This window comes from Roseovarius sp. S88, assembly GCF_037023735.1.
Lineage (GTDB): Bacteria > Pseudomonadota > Alphaproteobacteria > Rhodobacterales > Rhodobacteraceae > Roseovarius > Roseovarius phycicola.
Genome location: NZ_CP146070.1, coordinates 49,718 through 65,878 on the forward strand (window position 1 = coordinate 49,718; position 16,161 = coordinate 65,878).

Annotated in this window: 8 protein-coding genes and 1 pseudogene; 5 read left to right on the forward strand and 4 right to left on the reverse strand. The window is 60.0% G+C overall.

The window, feature by feature from the left end; translation table 11 throughout:
- Positions 1 to 751 precede the first annotated feature (751 nt).
- The 5 genes and pseudogenes from RZ517_RS18115 (at position 752) to RZ517_RS18135 (ending at position 7,888) form a co-directional block, all read left to right on the forward strand.
- Positions 752 to 1,681, forward strand: a complete 930-nt coding sequence (locus tag RZ517_RS18115; protein ID WP_338551299.1) for a DUF2493 domain-containing protein — start codon at positions 752 to 754, stop codon at positions 1,679 to 1,681.
- Between the two features lie 535 nt (positions 1,682 to 2,216).
- Complete coding sequence (locus tag RZ517_RS18120) at positions 2,217 to 2,423, forward strand: hypothetical protein (protein ID WP_338551218.1); 207 nt, start codon at positions 2,217 to 2,219, stop codon at positions 2,421 to 2,423.
- A gap of 561 nt (positions 2,424 to 2,984) precedes the next feature.
- Positions 2,985 to 3,566 (forward strand): transposase, encoded by a 582-nt coding sequence (locus RZ517_RS18125; RefSeq protein WP_338551219.1) that lies wholly within the window; start codon positions 2,985 to 2,987, stop codon positions 3,564 to 3,566.
- A complete protein-coding gene (locus tag RZ517_RS18130; protein ID WP_338551220.1) occupies positions 3,553 to 5,886 on the forward strand; it encodes a relaxase/mobilization nuclease domain-containing protein in 2,334 nt (777 codons plus the stop codon). The genes RZ517_RS18125 and RZ517_RS18130 overlap by 14 nt, the downstream gene beginning before the upstream one ends.
- Before the next feature lie 8 nt (positions 5,887 to 5,894).
- Positions 5,895 to 7,888, forward strand: a pseudogene (locus RZ517_RS18135) (type IV secretory system conjugative DNA transfer family protein).
- Positions 7,889 to 8,041: 153 nt separating this feature from the next.
- Here RZ517_RS18135 and RZ517_RS18140 read toward each other — a convergent pair.
- The 4 genes from RZ517_RS18140 to RZ517_RS18155 all read right to left on the reverse strand — a co-directional run bounded on the left by RZ517_RS18140 (position 8,042) and on the right by RZ517_RS18155 (position 16,117).
- A complete protein-coding gene (locus tag RZ517_RS18140) occupies positions 8,042 to 9,427 on the reverse strand; it encodes an IS1182 family transposase (protein WP_338551221.1) in 1,386 nt (461 codons plus the stop codon).
- Between the two features lie 155 nt (positions 9,428 to 9,582).
- Entirely contained in the window at positions 9,583 to 12,816 is a 3,234-nt protein-coding gene (locus RZ517_RS18145; protein ID WP_338551222.1) for a type I restriction endonuclease subunit R, read from the reverse strand.
- Complete coding sequence (locus RZ517_RS18150) at positions 12,813 to 14,078, reverse strand: restriction endonuclease subunit S (protein ID WP_338551223.1); 1,266 nt, start codon at positions 14,076 to 14,078, stop codon at positions 12,813 to 12,815. Before RZ517_RS18150 ends, RZ517_RS18145 begins: the two co-directional genes overlap by 4 nt.
- Positions 14,075 to 16,117, reverse strand: coding sequence for a type I restriction-modification system subunit M (locus RZ517_RS18155; RefSeq protein ID WP_338551224.1), 2,043 nt, complete (start codon positions 16,115 to 16,117; stop codon positions 14,075 to 14,077). Before RZ517_RS18155 ends, RZ517_RS18150 begins: the two co-directional genes overlap by 4 nt.
- Between the last annotated feature and the right edge of the window lie 44 nt (positions 16,118 to 16,161).

A 16,161-nucleotide genomic window follows, 5' to 3' on the forward strand; every position in this document is an offset into this window, starting at 1 on the left:
CCCAGTTTCCAACAACTGTATTGGAGGTTTCGCAAGCCGTGGGTTGATTGCAGTCATTGGCCTCCGCGATGCCCGAGGCAGTTTTTAGCGCGAAGCGGTTGTCGACAACTCGCGCAGTGAATGTGTACGATCCGCCCGTTGTGCCGGATTCTGACGCGCATCAGCTCGTTGTGGCTGGTAGGGTGATTGCCTAAACTTCTAATGTGATTGGAGCCTTGCGGCCTCCCCAGCTCGGCTTCGCGTGTCGCAGGGGAGAACGGCCCTTCGGTCCGTCGCGCATTCGGCCATGCGGCCTCACCGCGGCGTCGCGCCTGGCATTCCGGTTTGCCCGCCTCGCGAGCACGTCCCTCCCCGGCCGCTCCGCCGGATTGCGCTCTGGTCTGTTTTGCGGGGCAAAACGATCCCGCCGCTTCATCCGTCTCCCGCGTCCGGTCAGGCCGTTTGCCTGCTCGTGTCGGGCAAACCTACCGTCAAAACACACACACATGAGTGCGGAAGCATATCCTCCGGATGGCCCCCAAATCAGCCCGCGTCAAGGATCGCAAAACTTTTCGGCGACGGCGGGGCCTTTGGCGCGGAGCGGTCCCGTGCGTGAGCGCGCGCATGTGTCCGGTGCTGCGCGCAGAAAATTTTTGCGCCCGGCAAGCCGGCGGCTGCGCCGTCCCTGACCCGGGCAGATTCGGAAACCAGGCATTCGGCCATGCCCCCACACTCACGTGGTGGCTCTATAACCGAACACTGGAGACCAGACATGGCTTACGACACCGCAAACACCTACGAGACCATCGAGCTTTTCGGACTGACCGAGAAGGACGCACAGCTCCCGATCCCGGAGGATCACATCCTGACCGACCACATCATCCGCGAGAGCTTCGAGGCTCTGCTCGGCCCGCTGCGTGGGACCGGGCTCGAGGCGGAAATCGAACCACTGGCCCACGGGTTGGCGACGATCCTGCAGCGGCGCAAGGTGGCGGTTGGCAAGGAGATCGACCGCACCTCCGACAAGATCGGCGCGCTGGCAAAATCTCACGATGGATCGGAGATCGCCGAGACCGCGCTCGAAGAGGCGCAGGCACGCTTTTTGCTGCTGCGCGAGATCGTCGGCGCGATCGAGGTGATGAGCGAGGCGGCGGCTGAATGCTACGAGATCGAGACGGGTCACGCCTTCATCCCAGCAGCCGGGTCGCGCGCAAGCGTCCGGGCACAGGAGACCGGGGCGGTCTTCGAGGCGCGGCAACTTCTGGAGCAGCACGACCGTGAAACCGCCGAGAAATCGAAAGTCGAAGGGGTGCCTCTGATCGTCTCGGGCGCCACCGACTGGACCGATGTCGATGTGATCTTCAACACGCTCGACAAGGTTCGCGAGCGGATCAGGCAGAACCGCAATCAGGAGATCTTCCTCTGCCACAAAGGTGGCAAACACGGGGCGGAGATGATTGCGGCACGATGGGCCCGGGCACGCGGGATAGCACAGGCGCGCTTCAATCCACGCTGGTCCGCGCATGGGCGGGCGGCACCGTTCAAGTGCAACGACGAAATGCTGGACGACAAGTTCGCGGCGACGGGGGTTGTCCTCTTCGGCGGCAATGGGGTCGCGCTGAACCTTGGGCAGAAGGCCGAAGCCAAAGGCCTGACGGTCATGCGGGTTGCTGACCCGGCGAAGAAGGTGTCGCAGGAGTGAAGAGAGGGGGTCGCGCTTGGCGCGGCCGCTTTCGTCATGTCTCATTGCGCGTGCCATCGGTCACACTTGATCGGCAGCTCACGGCGTCCAGCACCGTCATCCCTCTGCCCAGCCCGTCAGAGTGCGGCCCATCCGCATCGGTACGGGCTGGGGATGAGCGCACCTCGCACATCATCAGCAGCGCAAGACCGAGGGGTCGAGACGTCGCACTTGAGGCTGAAGACCTGCACAACCCTCGGGTGGTGTTGCGGAACATCGCATCCACGCGGGCGGGCTCCGTCAGCACCTCGGCCAGGATCGGCGGGACGAGGACGCGGAGGATGGCGTCGGCGTGATGGCAAGGATCATCCGGATCACTCCTTTTTGCTCATAGATGTGGATCGCACGGGGTCGGCCCAATCGTGCCCTCCGCTGACGCTCCGGCAAGCACAAATACGGCTTCCACGGCGGGCCGCGGACCCTCCGCATTTGCGCTTGCGACCGGGCCTCTTGCCCCCGTGCCGGGTGATCCCCATCGCAACAAGGAGTAACCCAAATGACCAACCACTACGTCGCCACCGTCCCCGTCAAGTTCATCGACACCGATGGCCAGGAGCGCACCCGTTTTCAGCGCGTGGGTGCGATGTTCCGCAACACCCGCAACGGGGACGGCTCGGAGTTCTTCAGCCTCAAGCTCGACTTCCCGGTCGCGGTCTCGGAGCTGGTGATGTTCCCGCCGAGCGCGAAAGATCCCCAGGACTGAATCCTCTGACGAGGATAGGCCGCCCCGAGACGATCTCGAGGCGGCCCGATCCCTGTTCCAGGGATGCCGTCACCGGCGCGTGTGATCGCCTACAGCGACCTCCTCTTGGTGCCGGTCGCTGCGCGTTCAAGGGACGCACTTCCCCGGAATGGTCAGGCCGCGACAGAGCGGCCAAGTCAGCCTCAAGGGGGCCATCCACAAAAACCTATCGGCCAGGGCCTCCTGGTTTTTGCGGCAGAGATTTGGCGGAGCCAAATCTGGCCCTCCTTGACCCTGCCTGTCCGCCCTGTCGGTGGGGTTGCGCCCGCCCGCGGTTCCGTCCGAACACATGTGTGTTCGGCCAGACCCTCGGGCGGTGCTGGGGAAGGGGACCCATTGGACAGGTGGGTCGCCCGGTGGCGAGGGGGCAGGCCCGCGTCCCTGCGGGCCGCGGGGGAAGCGGACACCAAGGCTGCCTGAGACAGAATGCAACGTAAGTATATAATTGACAGCGCGGTATAGTATCGTAAGGTGGGGCAGCCTTGGTGGAAGGTGGCAGGAAATAGGGGGTCTTTCTTCCGCATGTCCCGAACAAAACGCCTCACAGAGACCGAGAAGATGCAGATCGCCCGCGAGGCGGCGGAGGGTGTGTCGACGTCTGAGCTGGCTGAGCGTTTCGAGGTCACATCGCGGGCCGTGCGCTACGTCCTCAAAGCTGATGCCGAGCGCAAGACGGATGCCGCAATTCCGGTCTCAGCGGTCAGTGTGAAGGTCACGGCTGCGGAGCTTGCGGCGCTCGACGCGGTGTTGGCGAAGGCGGGGATCGAGAGCCGGGCCGAGGGGCTGCGGCGGCTCATCCAGGCGGCAGGCGGGGTGTTCGTTCCGGATGCGCAGATGGCAGCCGAGATGGCGCGCTACCGCGCCTCTCTGCACGAGGTTGGCAATGGGGTCGCGCAGATCGCCAAGCAGATGACGAAGGCCAACCGGCAGGGGCAGGGGGTCGGCCCGGAATTCACTGAGTTGCGCCTTGCGCAGATGCGCGGGCTGGCGCGGTTCATTCTGGACTCCGCTGACGAGATCGACCTGCTCCTGCGCCGCCGTCGGGATGCGATGAAGCTCGAGGCCACGGCCGCCTTGCGGGAGTTTGCCCATGCGGCTGAATGATGCTGTTGACGCTGTCACCGGCGAGGTCTTCCGGGATGGCTGGAGCCGGATCCGGGGCTCGATGCAGGGGCTGCATGTCGCCAAGCAGAGCCAGCTTGTGCGCGCGGCGGCAGGGCATCGGCCGGCGGTCTTCAAGGCGATCCGGGGCGGGGGTACGCATACCAAATCACAGCTCGCAAACCAGCTCGATTACCTCACCACCAAGTCCACCCATATCGTGGACAGTAGCGGGTTCCTGGATGGCAAGACGAAGCTCGAGGCGAAGGACATAAAGGACCTCACCGAGCGCTTTGCCAAGCGGTGGGATGCGGGCTTCAAACCCAAGCTTGGTCAGACCACTCACATGCTCATGTCCTTCCCCATCGGCACGCGGGGCGAGGATGTGCGCGACATCGCGACGGATGTGGCTGAGCGGTTCTTCCAGACCGATGCGGGGCATTTCGACTACATCATCGCGGTGCATGAGGACCGCGATCATCCCCATGCGCATCTGGTGCTGAACCGCCGCTCGCAGGAAGGTGAGTTCTTCTTCCTCGGGCGCAACCATCGGTTCAACTATGACGATTTCCGCCTCGCCATGGTCGAGGAGGCGGAGAAGTATGGTGTGCGCCTGGAGGCCACGCGCCGCGTCGATCGCGGGGTTGTGCATTATCCCGCCCGGACCCGCGAGGTTTACGCCGCCAAGGAAGAAGGTCGCGCACCCCGCGAGCGGGAACGTGTGGGTGCTGACTTAACCCGAACGCTGGCGGAGATCGCCAATACCAGAACCGTCTACCACTCGCTTGCTGCGGAGGCTTCGCGAGAAGCCCGCGAGGATATCGCCGCAGCCCTCTTCCGCGCGGGCGAGGTGCTGGCGCGCGGCGGGCAGGTGGACCGAACAGGAGATGTCTATATGGCCGAGGATCAAAGCTTCGAGGATCTGAGAAGCCTCTATGCGGAGAAGCTCGCGCGGGTGCAGGGCATGATTGCCGAGAAGTCTGACGCGGAACGTCCCGTGCTGGAAAAGCGCCTTATCGAGATCCAGACGCAGGTCCAGCACATGCAGCCCTTGGGGCTGCGATCATCCACGCTGTCAGAGACCCCCTCGGAGGGCGGGATCTATTCCGAAGCCAATATCGACGCCAGCCAGCGCGAGCGACTGGCCGAGCCCGACCTGAGATCGCGCATTGACGCGGCACTACGGGGCACGGGGATCAGCACATCGGAAGTGGTGGCCCGGATCGAGACGGGCGCGTCAAATGCAGCGCTCGAGCATCAATGGATCGCAGATGATCTCTCCAAAGTGGCCGAGGCGCGCGATCTGAACCTCGAACGCCGCGCTGATCTGGAACAGGCGCGCGACATTCTCAACGATGTGCATGTCGCGCTTGGTACGCTTTTGGAGCGCGAGAACGTGCTGCGCCGGGATGGCGTCATGGAAGCGGAACCGGTCAGCGAGCGGTTCCATTATCACCGGGACGCGGTCCGGGCGATGGAAGGGACAATCCGTCAGGAGATGCGCGCAGACGGCCTGACTGCGCAGCAGATCGAGGACCGGGACTGGGAGGTTGTCTCAAGGGCGGAGCGCCGGATCGAGACCGAGCAGCGCGCATATCTCGAGGCACACCCGGACTTGCTCGTACGTCCCGGCGATGTGATCGACCGGTCTGAGCCCTACAGGGAGACCATCACCGATGCGGCCCGCGCCAGCGCGATCACCCGCGAGGTCGACCGGATCATGGAGGGACGCGACGTCCGCACGCCCGTTGCAGATGCTGTCACGGATGACTTGCGCACGCGCTATCCGGACATGCCGTCCCACCTTGCCCGTGGGCTCGGTGCGACCTATGCGGCCGTCGTCGAGATCCGGGACTCGGAGGCCATCAATCAGGTCCGCCGCGAAACCGAGATGCGCGATGGGCTTAGGTCTGGAACGCGCGACGCACTCCTCGCAGCCCGCGGTGAAACTGCGCCGCAGTCTGACCGTGCCGACCGCCTCGCAGACGAGATTGCGCGTGTTCTGGACCATGAGCGGGCCGGGGAGTTCTCCGCGCCCTTCGAGACCGAAGCGGAGCGGGACGCTTTCCGAACCGAGATCGCGCGGGTGCTTGATAACCGTCAACTTGAGCGGCTCACATCCGGTGATGCCGATGCGCTTGAGAAGGTTCTCGCGGACCGCCTCGATCGGCTCTATGTCGCCAAGGTCTATCTGCAATCCGATGCCGCGACGGCCAACACGGAGGCCTTGCGACAGGTGGTCGATGATCTTGCCGATGCCGAATACGAAAAACACCGCGCGACAGACGTGGATGGCGAAACCGAGCGGGGCCAGGTCCATTGAGCGTCGCCATGGGAAAGGCGCGGATCGCCACGGGTGTCCTGCTCGTAACGCTGGTGACCGCCGCCATGGGCTATACGATCGCCTCGGCGGTTTTGACCTACCAGGATATGGGCTTCGGGGCCGAGATCGACTTTGCCTATATCGCGCAGAACTATCTGGCGATCCTCGATCGCCGCCCAGAGGACGCGCAACTCATCCACCTGATCATCGGCAGCTTTGCCGCCGCCGGCATGATGCTGAGCCTCGCCCTCTCGGGGTCTGCCCTCACACGGTTTGGCCAAACCCATTGGCAGACCGCGCGGGAGATGAAGGCCAATGGGTTCTTCGGCGCGCCCGGGACCGGGTTCATCCTCGGCAAGCTCGGTACTCCAAAATCCCGCGCGAAATACATCTGCTCGAAGGTCTTCCCCCATGCGCTGATCGTGGCCCCCACGGGCCGCGGCAAAACCACGGGCTTTGTCATTCCGAACCTGCTGACTTGGCAGGGCTCCGCCGTGACGCTCGATGTGAAGGGCGAGTGTTTCGAGGCTACGGCCCGGCACCGCGCGGCCCAAGGCGACAAGGTCTATCGCTTTGCCCCCACCGATTGGGAGGGCAAGCGCACGCATCGCTACAACCCGCTCCTGCGCATCTATCAACTGAAAGACCCCGCCCGCCAGCAGATGGAATTGCAGCTCCTCGCGACGCTGTTCCTTCAGAGCGACAACGACCGGGTCCAGGGCCTCCTCAAAGGCGGGATCGATCTCTTCGTCGCGGCAGGGCTCTTGGCCTTCCAGCGCAAGCGCCCCACCTTGGGCGAGATCTACCGCATCGCAGCCTCGGGCGGGAACAAGCAGAAGGAGTATTTCGCGCGCGGCCACGAGGTGGAGAACAGGGCCGCCAAGTTGATCTTCACGCGGTTGGCCTCGACCAACAACGATACGCTGACCTCCTACGTCTCGCTTCTGATGACCTCGGGGCTCGATCAATGGCAGAACCCGGCCATCGATGAAGCGACGGCGGTGTCGGACTTTGATTTCCGGACAATCCGCAAGAAACCCTTCTCCGTCTATCTCGTGGTTCAGCCGCTGATGGTGAAACCCCTCGCGCCGCTGATCAGGCTCTTCTTCTCCGACCTTCTCTCCGCCATGCAAGAAAAGGACCCCGGGCCGGATGAGCCCTGGCCGGTGATGATCATGCTCGACGAGTTCAATCGCTTGGGCAAAATGCCCATCGTGGTCGAAAGCATCGAGACCCTGCGGACCTATCGCGGTCACCTCGCGGTCGTCACCCAGACCATTCCCGCCCTCGATGAAATCTATGGCGAGAACACCCGCCGCGCGCTGCAGGGGAATGCTGGCGTGAAGCTCTACCTGACGCCGTCGGATGAGAAGACTGTCGAGGAGTTGAGCAAGGCGGTCGGTAAGACCACGAAGACCGTCATCACGCGCTCTCAGTCCATCGGCAAAAACCCCTTCGAGGGCCGCAGCCAATCCACAAGGACTGAAGAAAGCTCTTTGTTGCCCGAAGATGACGCGCGCCGCCTACCGCTCGATGAGATCGTCATGGTGATCGACGCGCAAATGCCGGTCCGAGCCAAACGGATCCAGTATTTTGACGACCGGCTCTTCAAGGCGATCCACGGGGCGCAATCAGGCGAGTTGCCGTTTCCGAAGCCGGGGGAGGGAGGCCGCAGGGTGATCTGCCGCTGAGTATGCGCGCCATGCCGATGACACCGCCGCCGGACGGGCAAAGCGGACCCAACACCGAAGTGGACGCTGCACACCAGGCCGCTGCTGGTCAGCCGTCAGCGCATGTCGTGCCAAAGAAGACCGCGCCCGTCGTTCAAGCCGTCATTGCTGAGGAACAGCAGCAGATGGAGATGGATTTTGAGGGCCCGGTCGCGGATACCGAGACAGTGCGCGTGGAAGATGAGGCGCAGATGCGTTCCGCGGTCGATGGCTTGGACGACATGGAAGCGATGTTGCGGGAGGATGGTGGTCAAACGCTTGTAGCTCGATAGGTTGGCGAGGGTGGTATGTCGGTCGAGCCGGCGGATTCCGTTGAAGAACTCGGTGCAAATGACGTCACGGTCGTCGCTGGATTGTTTGCACGAGTTGCATGCTCCGGAAGCAGGTCCGGTCGACGCTTAGATTAGTAGATTTAGCCGGTCAGATCATGCGGTGGCCTCCGTTTGGACGGTCTTGGGCCTGAGCTTGGCGAGCTTTCTGAGGTTCTGCGCGATAGCTGCGAGAAGGAACTCATCTTTGGCCCCGTTGGGCCCTCGCAATCGCAATCTGGTCAAGTTCAGGATGCGCTTGAGGTGCGCGAAGAGCATCTCAACTTTCTTCCGTTTGTCACGGCTGACTTTGTACGCTTTCGACTTACGGCTGGATCGCGCGAAGTCCCGTGCATCCTCGTGCTCTTCCCGACTGACCGATCTGCAAGCCGCATTAGGGCAGCACTTCTCTTTCGATGGACAACTCTGACAATCGGACTTGAGGGCTCGGTATTTCCGGGTGCCACGAACGTTCTTACCGCGATTGGGATCGGAGTAGTTGCGTCGGAACTGTTTGAGCGCGAAGCCTTCCGGGCAAATGTATTGGTCGTTGGCTTCGTCATATTCAAACTCGAACCGCGTCCATGCCCCGTCTTTGCGGTTCGAATGATCGATCACCGGGATGAAGGGGATGATCCCGCGCTTCTTAACCAGCCAGCCTAGGTTGTCGCTGGAGCCATAGGCAGTGTCTGCAGCCAGCCAATCCGGTCTTATACCGAAGCGGCTTTCGGTGCGATCTAGCATTGTTTGAGAGGCACCTACTTCAGCCTGCCGGATTGCCCGAGTGGCTTCAACGTCCATGATGACCGAGCTTTTGGTGTCGATTAGATAGTTCGTGGCATATGCAAAGTACGGGCGGCTCTCTTCGGCGCGCGTCCATTGGGCAGCTGGATCGGACTTGGCTACGAACTTCGGTTGAACAGGAGAAGCGGCTCCGAATGCCGCATCATCCAGCGTTTCGAGATATTCCTTGGCAGCGCGGTTGCTAGCTGCCCGGGCAACGTCTTCACTCCAGTCCTTGGCCGCAATGGAACGGGCTTTGTTAGCATCCGCCGGTATCAGGCTGGCATCGACGGCAAAGCCTTCGCCAGACACAAGGTCTTCCTTCAGGCAGCGCTCAACTGTCGCCTCGAAAATGTGACGCAGCATGTCGCTGTCACGGAACTTGCCATGGCGGTAACGCGAGAAGGACGAATGGTCAGGCACCTTGTCCTCCAACCCGAGCCGGCAAAACCAGCGGTAGGCCAAATTGAGATGCACCTCTTGGCAAAGACGGCGTTCTGAGCGGATGCCCATCACATAACCAATCACCAGCATCCGAACGATGAGCTCGGGATCAATCGAAGGGCGGCCGGTATGGCTGTAGAAGGGTTTCAGCTTCTCACGCATGTCACCCATGTCGAGGAAGCGGTCGATCTCTCTCAGCACGTGATTGGGCGGCACATGAGCGTCCAAATCGAACTCATAAAACAGCTGCGCTTCCACCCTTTGAGTGCCCATCATCGCTCGATCCTCCCAATCTCGATAAATCGAGTGAATCAAACGACTTGCCGCACTGCGACATATAGTTTTTCAACAGCATCGGCGGGAAGCGGAAGTTCGCTGCGATTGCGAGCACGAAAAGGCGAATGTTCAAAAGCAGACACTTCGCACCACACTCAAACCTCTTCAAGTTCGCCCAGGTCAATATCTTTCCCCGCTTTGATCAGATCGTAAATAAGGTTCGTAAGTATGCCGAGGCCTTGCTTGTCTTCTTTGAGAAGATGCGTGGCCAACGCGTTGTTCGAACTCATTGCGCGTACCACCGCGCCTTGAACCGCGCCGGGAAGGCTTCCTTTCAACGCTTGGTCTTTAGAGTTTTCCTCAACTTGCGCTCGTACGATGCTGTTTTCACGGGTTATCGAAACGATTTGGTTTACAAAGCTTGCTTGGTCCTTGATCGGAGCGGCTTCACCAAAGATACCGTTCAATCGTTCGATCAACTCCTGTAGGTAGACAGGAAGCTTACCGGGCGCATTCGATCCGCCCGGTCCAGTGGGCTTCAAGTTTGGATCTGGGTCATCACCGTTGTTGCCCTGGTCATCGTTCTTGTTAATGTCGTATCCCGTAAGGGAAATGCCTCTGAGATCTACGTGCTCGGGAGGAATGCCATTGAGGCGGTTTGCCAGAAGTTTTGTGAATGCGGCAAAATTTTCCATGCTGGGATCCCCCAGATCCAGCAATTGCGCGATGTATGTGTAGGTCCTGGAAAACCTAGCCAAGCCCGACTTGAACTCCAGCATCCGACCGATGCTCTCTTCTATTTGCATCCTTTCATGCTCGGCCTTTTTCGCCGAGGCATCGTCTCCTGCTTCGGTTGCCTTCAGGAATTCAACTTCGCACCGAGCGGCCTCTTCGCGGAGCGCTTTGAGGCGAGCGTTGTACAGGTCGGTCGGTCGTTGGGTGGCCGCAAACATCGCCTTGTGGTGATCTTCTTCGCCGGTGTCGAAGGTCTTGGCGGTTTCGAAGCGCGCGACCTTGAACGCGTCAATGTCTTCGTCCGAGTAGATGCCCTGTTCGTCAAGTGTATCCTTCATGTCGTAGATGACGTTTGGGTCTTGAACCTCGGTGATTTGCGCGCCGGAATCATATTTCTTGAAGGCCGCTCGGATCGCTTCCGGGTCATTGACGAAGTCGACGACGAAGGTCTCTTCCTTGCCTGGGAATGTGCGATTGAGGCGCGATAGCGTTTGAACGATTTCGACTTCATTCGCGATCTTCTTGTCGACATACATAGCAACGAGCTTCGGCTGGTCGAAGCCCGTCTGGAACTTATTGGCGACCAACATCACTCTAAATTCCGGCCTATCAAATGCGATCCGCAGGTCCTTGACCTCGACGCCCGTATTCATGTTGCTTTCAGTGAATTCGGCATCGTCGTCACAAACGAACAGATCGCCTGAAATCTGCGCGTCATCGGAATGCATAACGTCCTTGCCGCTGAGCTTCCCCGAGAATGCGACCAACGCGCGAACGTCTTTGTACTGTGGGTTGGCGATGACAAAAGCATCGAAGGCCATCTTGTAGCGAACAGCCGCCGCACGCGAGCTCGTCACAACCATTGCCTTCGCCTTTCCGTCAAGGAGAGGCGAAACGTTGTGCCGGAAGTGCTCCATGATGAATTGCACCTTCTGGGTGACGTTCGTGGGGTGCAGGCTCATCCATTTGGCAAGCGCTCGCTTGGCTGCCTTGCCATCCACGCGCTTTTTGTCTTCCAGTTCTTTTCCCAGATTGAAGGCGGTCTTGTATGAGACGTAGCCCTTGAGCACGTCGAGGATGAAACCCTCGTCGATGGCCTGACGCATCTCGTACTTATGGAACGCGCGCGGCAGGTTGTCCGGGCCTGCCGGGCGGGACGGGTCCTGCGGTCGTCCAAACAACATCAAGGTTGAGTGTTTCGGTGTCGCAGTGAACGCGAAGTGGGACAGGTTCTTCGGCCGAGCCCGGCTCTTCTGGATCTCGGTCAGAAGCTCTTCGACCGTCATGTTGGCGGTATCTTTAGCCGACGAGAGGGCGAGGGTCGCCTGCAGCTTCGAAGCGGTGCTGCCGGTTTGCGATGTATGCGCCTCATCGATTATCACGGCAAAGCTACGGTCCTTCAACGATGTCTCCGTCAGGATCGCTTCCATGGCGTGCGGGAAGGTCTGAAGCGTCACCACGATAATCGGCACGCCCTTCAGCATCGCTTCTGTCAATTGAGCCGTCTTCGTCTTGGAGCTTGTTTCGCGATCAATCGCGGCGATCATGCCCTTGCGGTGGTCGATCTGCTGAACGGCATCTTGCAACTGCCCATCCAGCACAGTCCGATCCGTCACGATGATCACTGTGTCAAAGACGGCCTTCCCGTCATCATGGCGCAGCTTGGTCAGGTCGTGGGCAGTCCAGGCGATTGTCGATGTCTTGCCCGAGCCCGCACTGTGTTCGCAGAGGTAAGCGTGCCCGGGGCCTTTCTCTTTCGCGTCCGCGATCATCTTGTTGACCGCGTCATGCTGGTGGAAGCGTGGGAAGATCAGCGTTTCCTTGACCGACCAATTGCCCTTCAGGTCCACCACATCCTTCTTCTCGACATAGACGAAGCTGTGGAAGATCCGCAGGAAGGCATCGGGCTGGCAAATCTCCTCCCAGAAGTACGCGACGGGGTATTCGCCGTCGTCACGGGGCGGGTTGCCGCCTTTGCCGTCGTGGCCACGGTTGAAGGGCAGGAAGTAGGTGTTCTCGCCCGCCAGTTTCGTCGCCATCCAAATCTCGCTATCCGACATCGCGAAATGCACGATGGCACCGCGTTTGAACGTCAGCAGCGGGTGTTTGCGGCCGGTGGCGGGGTCTTCGGGCAGGCGGTCGCGCTTGTACTGCTCGCGTGCGCTTTCGGCGGATTGGGTGAAGTCGGTTTTGAGCTCGACCGTGGCCACGGGCAGCCCGTTGATGAAGAGGCCCAGATCGATCGCCAACTCTCGGCCGGGATGGTACTTGAGCTGGGGCACCACGCGCAGCCGGTTGGCGGCGTAGCGCGCGATGATCGTCTCGTTGCGCTGATCTTCGGGCGCGGCCTCGGACATATCGATCTGTCCGCAGCCCGCGATGGAAAAGCCACGGCGCAGAACCTGGATGGTGCCCTGTTTCGCTAAGGCGGCGCCGAGGCGGGAGAGCAGCGTTTCGCGGGCGCGCTCTCCGTTCAGGGCGACGAGCTTGTCCCACTTCGGCCTTTGGGTCTCTTGGATCCAGGCTTCCAGATCCTCGGTGTAGACGGCGGTGTCCTGATCAAAGCCTTTGGTGTCGCCAAGCAGCCAGCCCTGGTCCGTCAGTTTCTTGACGATATAGGCCTCAAGGTGTTTTTCGTGGTGTAAATCGCTCATGCTGCAGCCCTCACATCAATCTTACCGGTCACCGCCGCCGTAATGAGCGCCGCGCGTTTTTCTTTCAAAAGCGCGATGGAGCGCTCTGTTTTTTCCAACAGGCCATCAATGCGAGTTGTCTCGCGCTCAATGTGGTCTGCAATTTTTGTCTGCTCTGCTATCGGGATTCGAGGCAGGCGGACTTTTCTAAAATGGCTGAAATTCATGTCTTGTCCGTCACGAATAAAACTGGTCGTCAGGCGCAAAGCCTGAATGTAGAGGCTTGATTTCAATAGGTATCCGAAAAAACGACCTTCGACTTCTGGGCCGCATTTCAGCACAGAATAAGATGAGCGAACACTCCCGACGGCGCGGGCGCGTTCAAGGCCGCCATCCATGCTGCGCATACTGATGACGAAATCGCCGACTTCGACGTGCTTTCGCTTGTCGAGGTTTGCGACGGCCATTGTAACCTGTCGCTGTTCCAGCGCTTCGAATTCGGCCAGAGGGATCACGCCGTATTTCTGGGTGGCTGACATCAGTTGATCGCCCTCATGGGCGCGTTCTTTGCTTTCCTTGAATAGAACCGTTGGCGGAACGGTTTCCCAGTGGGCGGGGATGTCGCCAAGCCAGTCGAGACCTGAGGGCTTCATTTCGACGTTCCGGTCGATGCCCTTGGTGACGGCGTGGTCGATGACGGCCGCGCGCTTTTCCTTGAGCAGCGCGATGAAGCGCGTCTTGTCTTCGATCAGGCGATCAATGCGTCCGGTCTCATCGTCGAGGAAGTCAGCGATACGGGTCTGAAGCTGTTTTTCTGGCAACGTCAGTCGAATTCTACCAAGCGCGCTTCGGCTGATACGCCGCATCGTTGTGCCTCGAGCCAACATACTCGCGTGCTCCAGATAAGGCTTGGAAGACAGCAAATAGACTACGAAGCGTCGGTCGTATTTATCGGACGGCCGCGCGATGACATTGTCGACGGAAGTTACAATTCTGTAGCCGAGGTCCGGTACAATACATGCTCGACCGGCAGGCAGGTTCAGGCGAGAGATGAGTATATCGCCGGGGAAAACCTCCGTGCACTGCAACTTCTGAAATGTTTCCTCCGAGACGAAGCCGGTTCCTCGTTCTTTGTACACGCCCACATCGACGGCACCTGTTGTGATGTAGCGAATTCCATCATCAGACAGATCTTTGCTTTCGATCCAATCACCATCCAAAAAGAAACCACCGTCATTTTTGGCAATTGCAATCAGTGGCTTTGTGTCCCAGTCGCTGCTCATTCTGTCACCTCAGCCAAAACTTCAGCGATGGAGGCCTCGATGGCCTTCAGCTCTGCATCGATCTCGTCCAGATCGCGTGGCGGCACGTATTCATAGAAATAGCGATTGAAGTTAATCTCATAGCCAACGATCCCGATGTCACCATCCGTCTCGTCCACATAGGTCTCGTCGATATAGGCGTCATGGGCATGGGGCGTGACCTCAGTCGCAAGGTAGTCATCGATATCGGTGCCCATGGGCACGTTCTCGTAGTCGGTCAGATCATCGTCCGGGATCAGGTTGCCCTTTTTGTCCTTGACCGGGTCCAGATCTTCATCCCGCACACCAAAGGCCTTTTGAAACGCCTTGATCAGCGCCGCGTCGGCTTTGCCGAGACTGGCGTCTTTCTTCGCGGCCACCTTAGCAAAGCTGTCGATCCAGTGCCAGTCATGGTCGGTGCCTGCATGCTCTGCCAACACCTCGCGCCAGCCCTGCCGCTGATTGTCGGTGCGCTTTTCCCAGGCCTTGTGTTCGGCCAGCGCTTCAAACCCCGCGTCTGACACAACGATCTTGTGGCGCAGCGGGCGAAGCACCTTGATGCGGCGATAGCCAAAGTCCTGTGCGTCAAGGATGAGGCTTTTCGCGGTCGGCTCGAAATCGGCATAGAGCTGCACGATATCGCGGATTTGGTCCTCGCCAATCTTGCGGCGCTTGTTGCCCTCGCTCTTGCGGAGCGGTTCAAACATCTCGGTCGCGTCGATCAGTTGAACCTTGCCGCGCCGGTCAGCGGGCTTGCGGTTGGACAGAACCCAGATGTAGGTGCCGATGCCGGTGCGGAAGAAGATCTCGGTCGGCAAGGCGATGATGGCCTCGACCACGTCTTGCTCAAGCAGGTGGCGGCGGATTTCGGATTCACCCTGACCGGCGTTGCCGTTGAAGAGGGGAGAGCCCGACAGCACGATCGCCGCGCGCCCGCCGCCCTTTGCTGGGTCTTCAAGCTTGCTGAGCAGGTGCAACAGGAACAGCATCGAGCCATCGCTGACACGGGGCAGCTTGGGGCCAAAGCGCCCCTCGAATTTCTGGTCGCGGTGTTCGCGCACGACTTCGGCCTGGTCCAACTCCCACTTCTTGCCGAACGGTGGGTTGGAGACGCAGTAGTGGAATTTCTCGTGCCGGAATTTGTCGGCAGACAGGGTGCTGCCGAGCTTGATGTTCTGCGACAGATCGCGGCCCGGGTCAGATTTGAGCGTCTTCAGAAGCATGCTCGCCAGACAGACTGCGTGGGTTTCAGATTCCAGCTCCTGGCCGTAGGGAACAAGCGTGGGGGCCGTGCCATAGCGATCCTGCAACGACTGAACGTGCTCCATCCCGTCCGAGACAAAGCCGCCTGTGCCGATTGTAGGGTCGTAGAGCGTGCGAATGATGCCGGGGTTGTCGATGAACATCTGGTCATCCGGTTCGAGCAAGAGCTCTATGCCCAGATGGACCACGTCGCGCGGCGTCATGAAGTCCTCAGCCGCTTCGTTTACCTCGGCACCGAACCGACGGATCAGGTGTTCATAGACGTTGGACATTGTCCGCTCGGGAACCGCATCAGGATGCAGGTCGATGGCGGCGAAGTTTTGGCAGATCTTGTAGAGAACGCCCTTCTTGTCCATCTGGCTGATCGTGTTGATGAAATCGAACTGCTCGAAGATCACGCGGGCATTTGCGGAGAACTTCGCGATGTAGTCTTCAAGGTTCTGGCGGGTGCGGCCGGATCCCAGCGTTTCGAGGCTGTAGTTTGAGGTGTTGTAGAAGGGATAGCCGGTTGCCTGGCGAAGGATGACATCGACATCGAGCCCATTTTCAACGGCCATCTTGTGCATTTTGGCGGCTTCTTCCCGAGTGGGCTCGAGGACGCATTCCAAACGGCGGAGAAGCGTGAACGGCAGGATGATCTTGCCGAAATCGACGTGTTTGAAGTTGCCCCAGAGGTCGTCCGCGTTTTTCCAAATGAAGTCCGCGAGCGACGTGTGGGTGTTGTTGGCTTTTGCTGTGGTTGATGTCTGTGTGTTCAAGGTTCAGGTCTCGTTCTGATTGGGTGCTGCACGCTTGGCGCGAA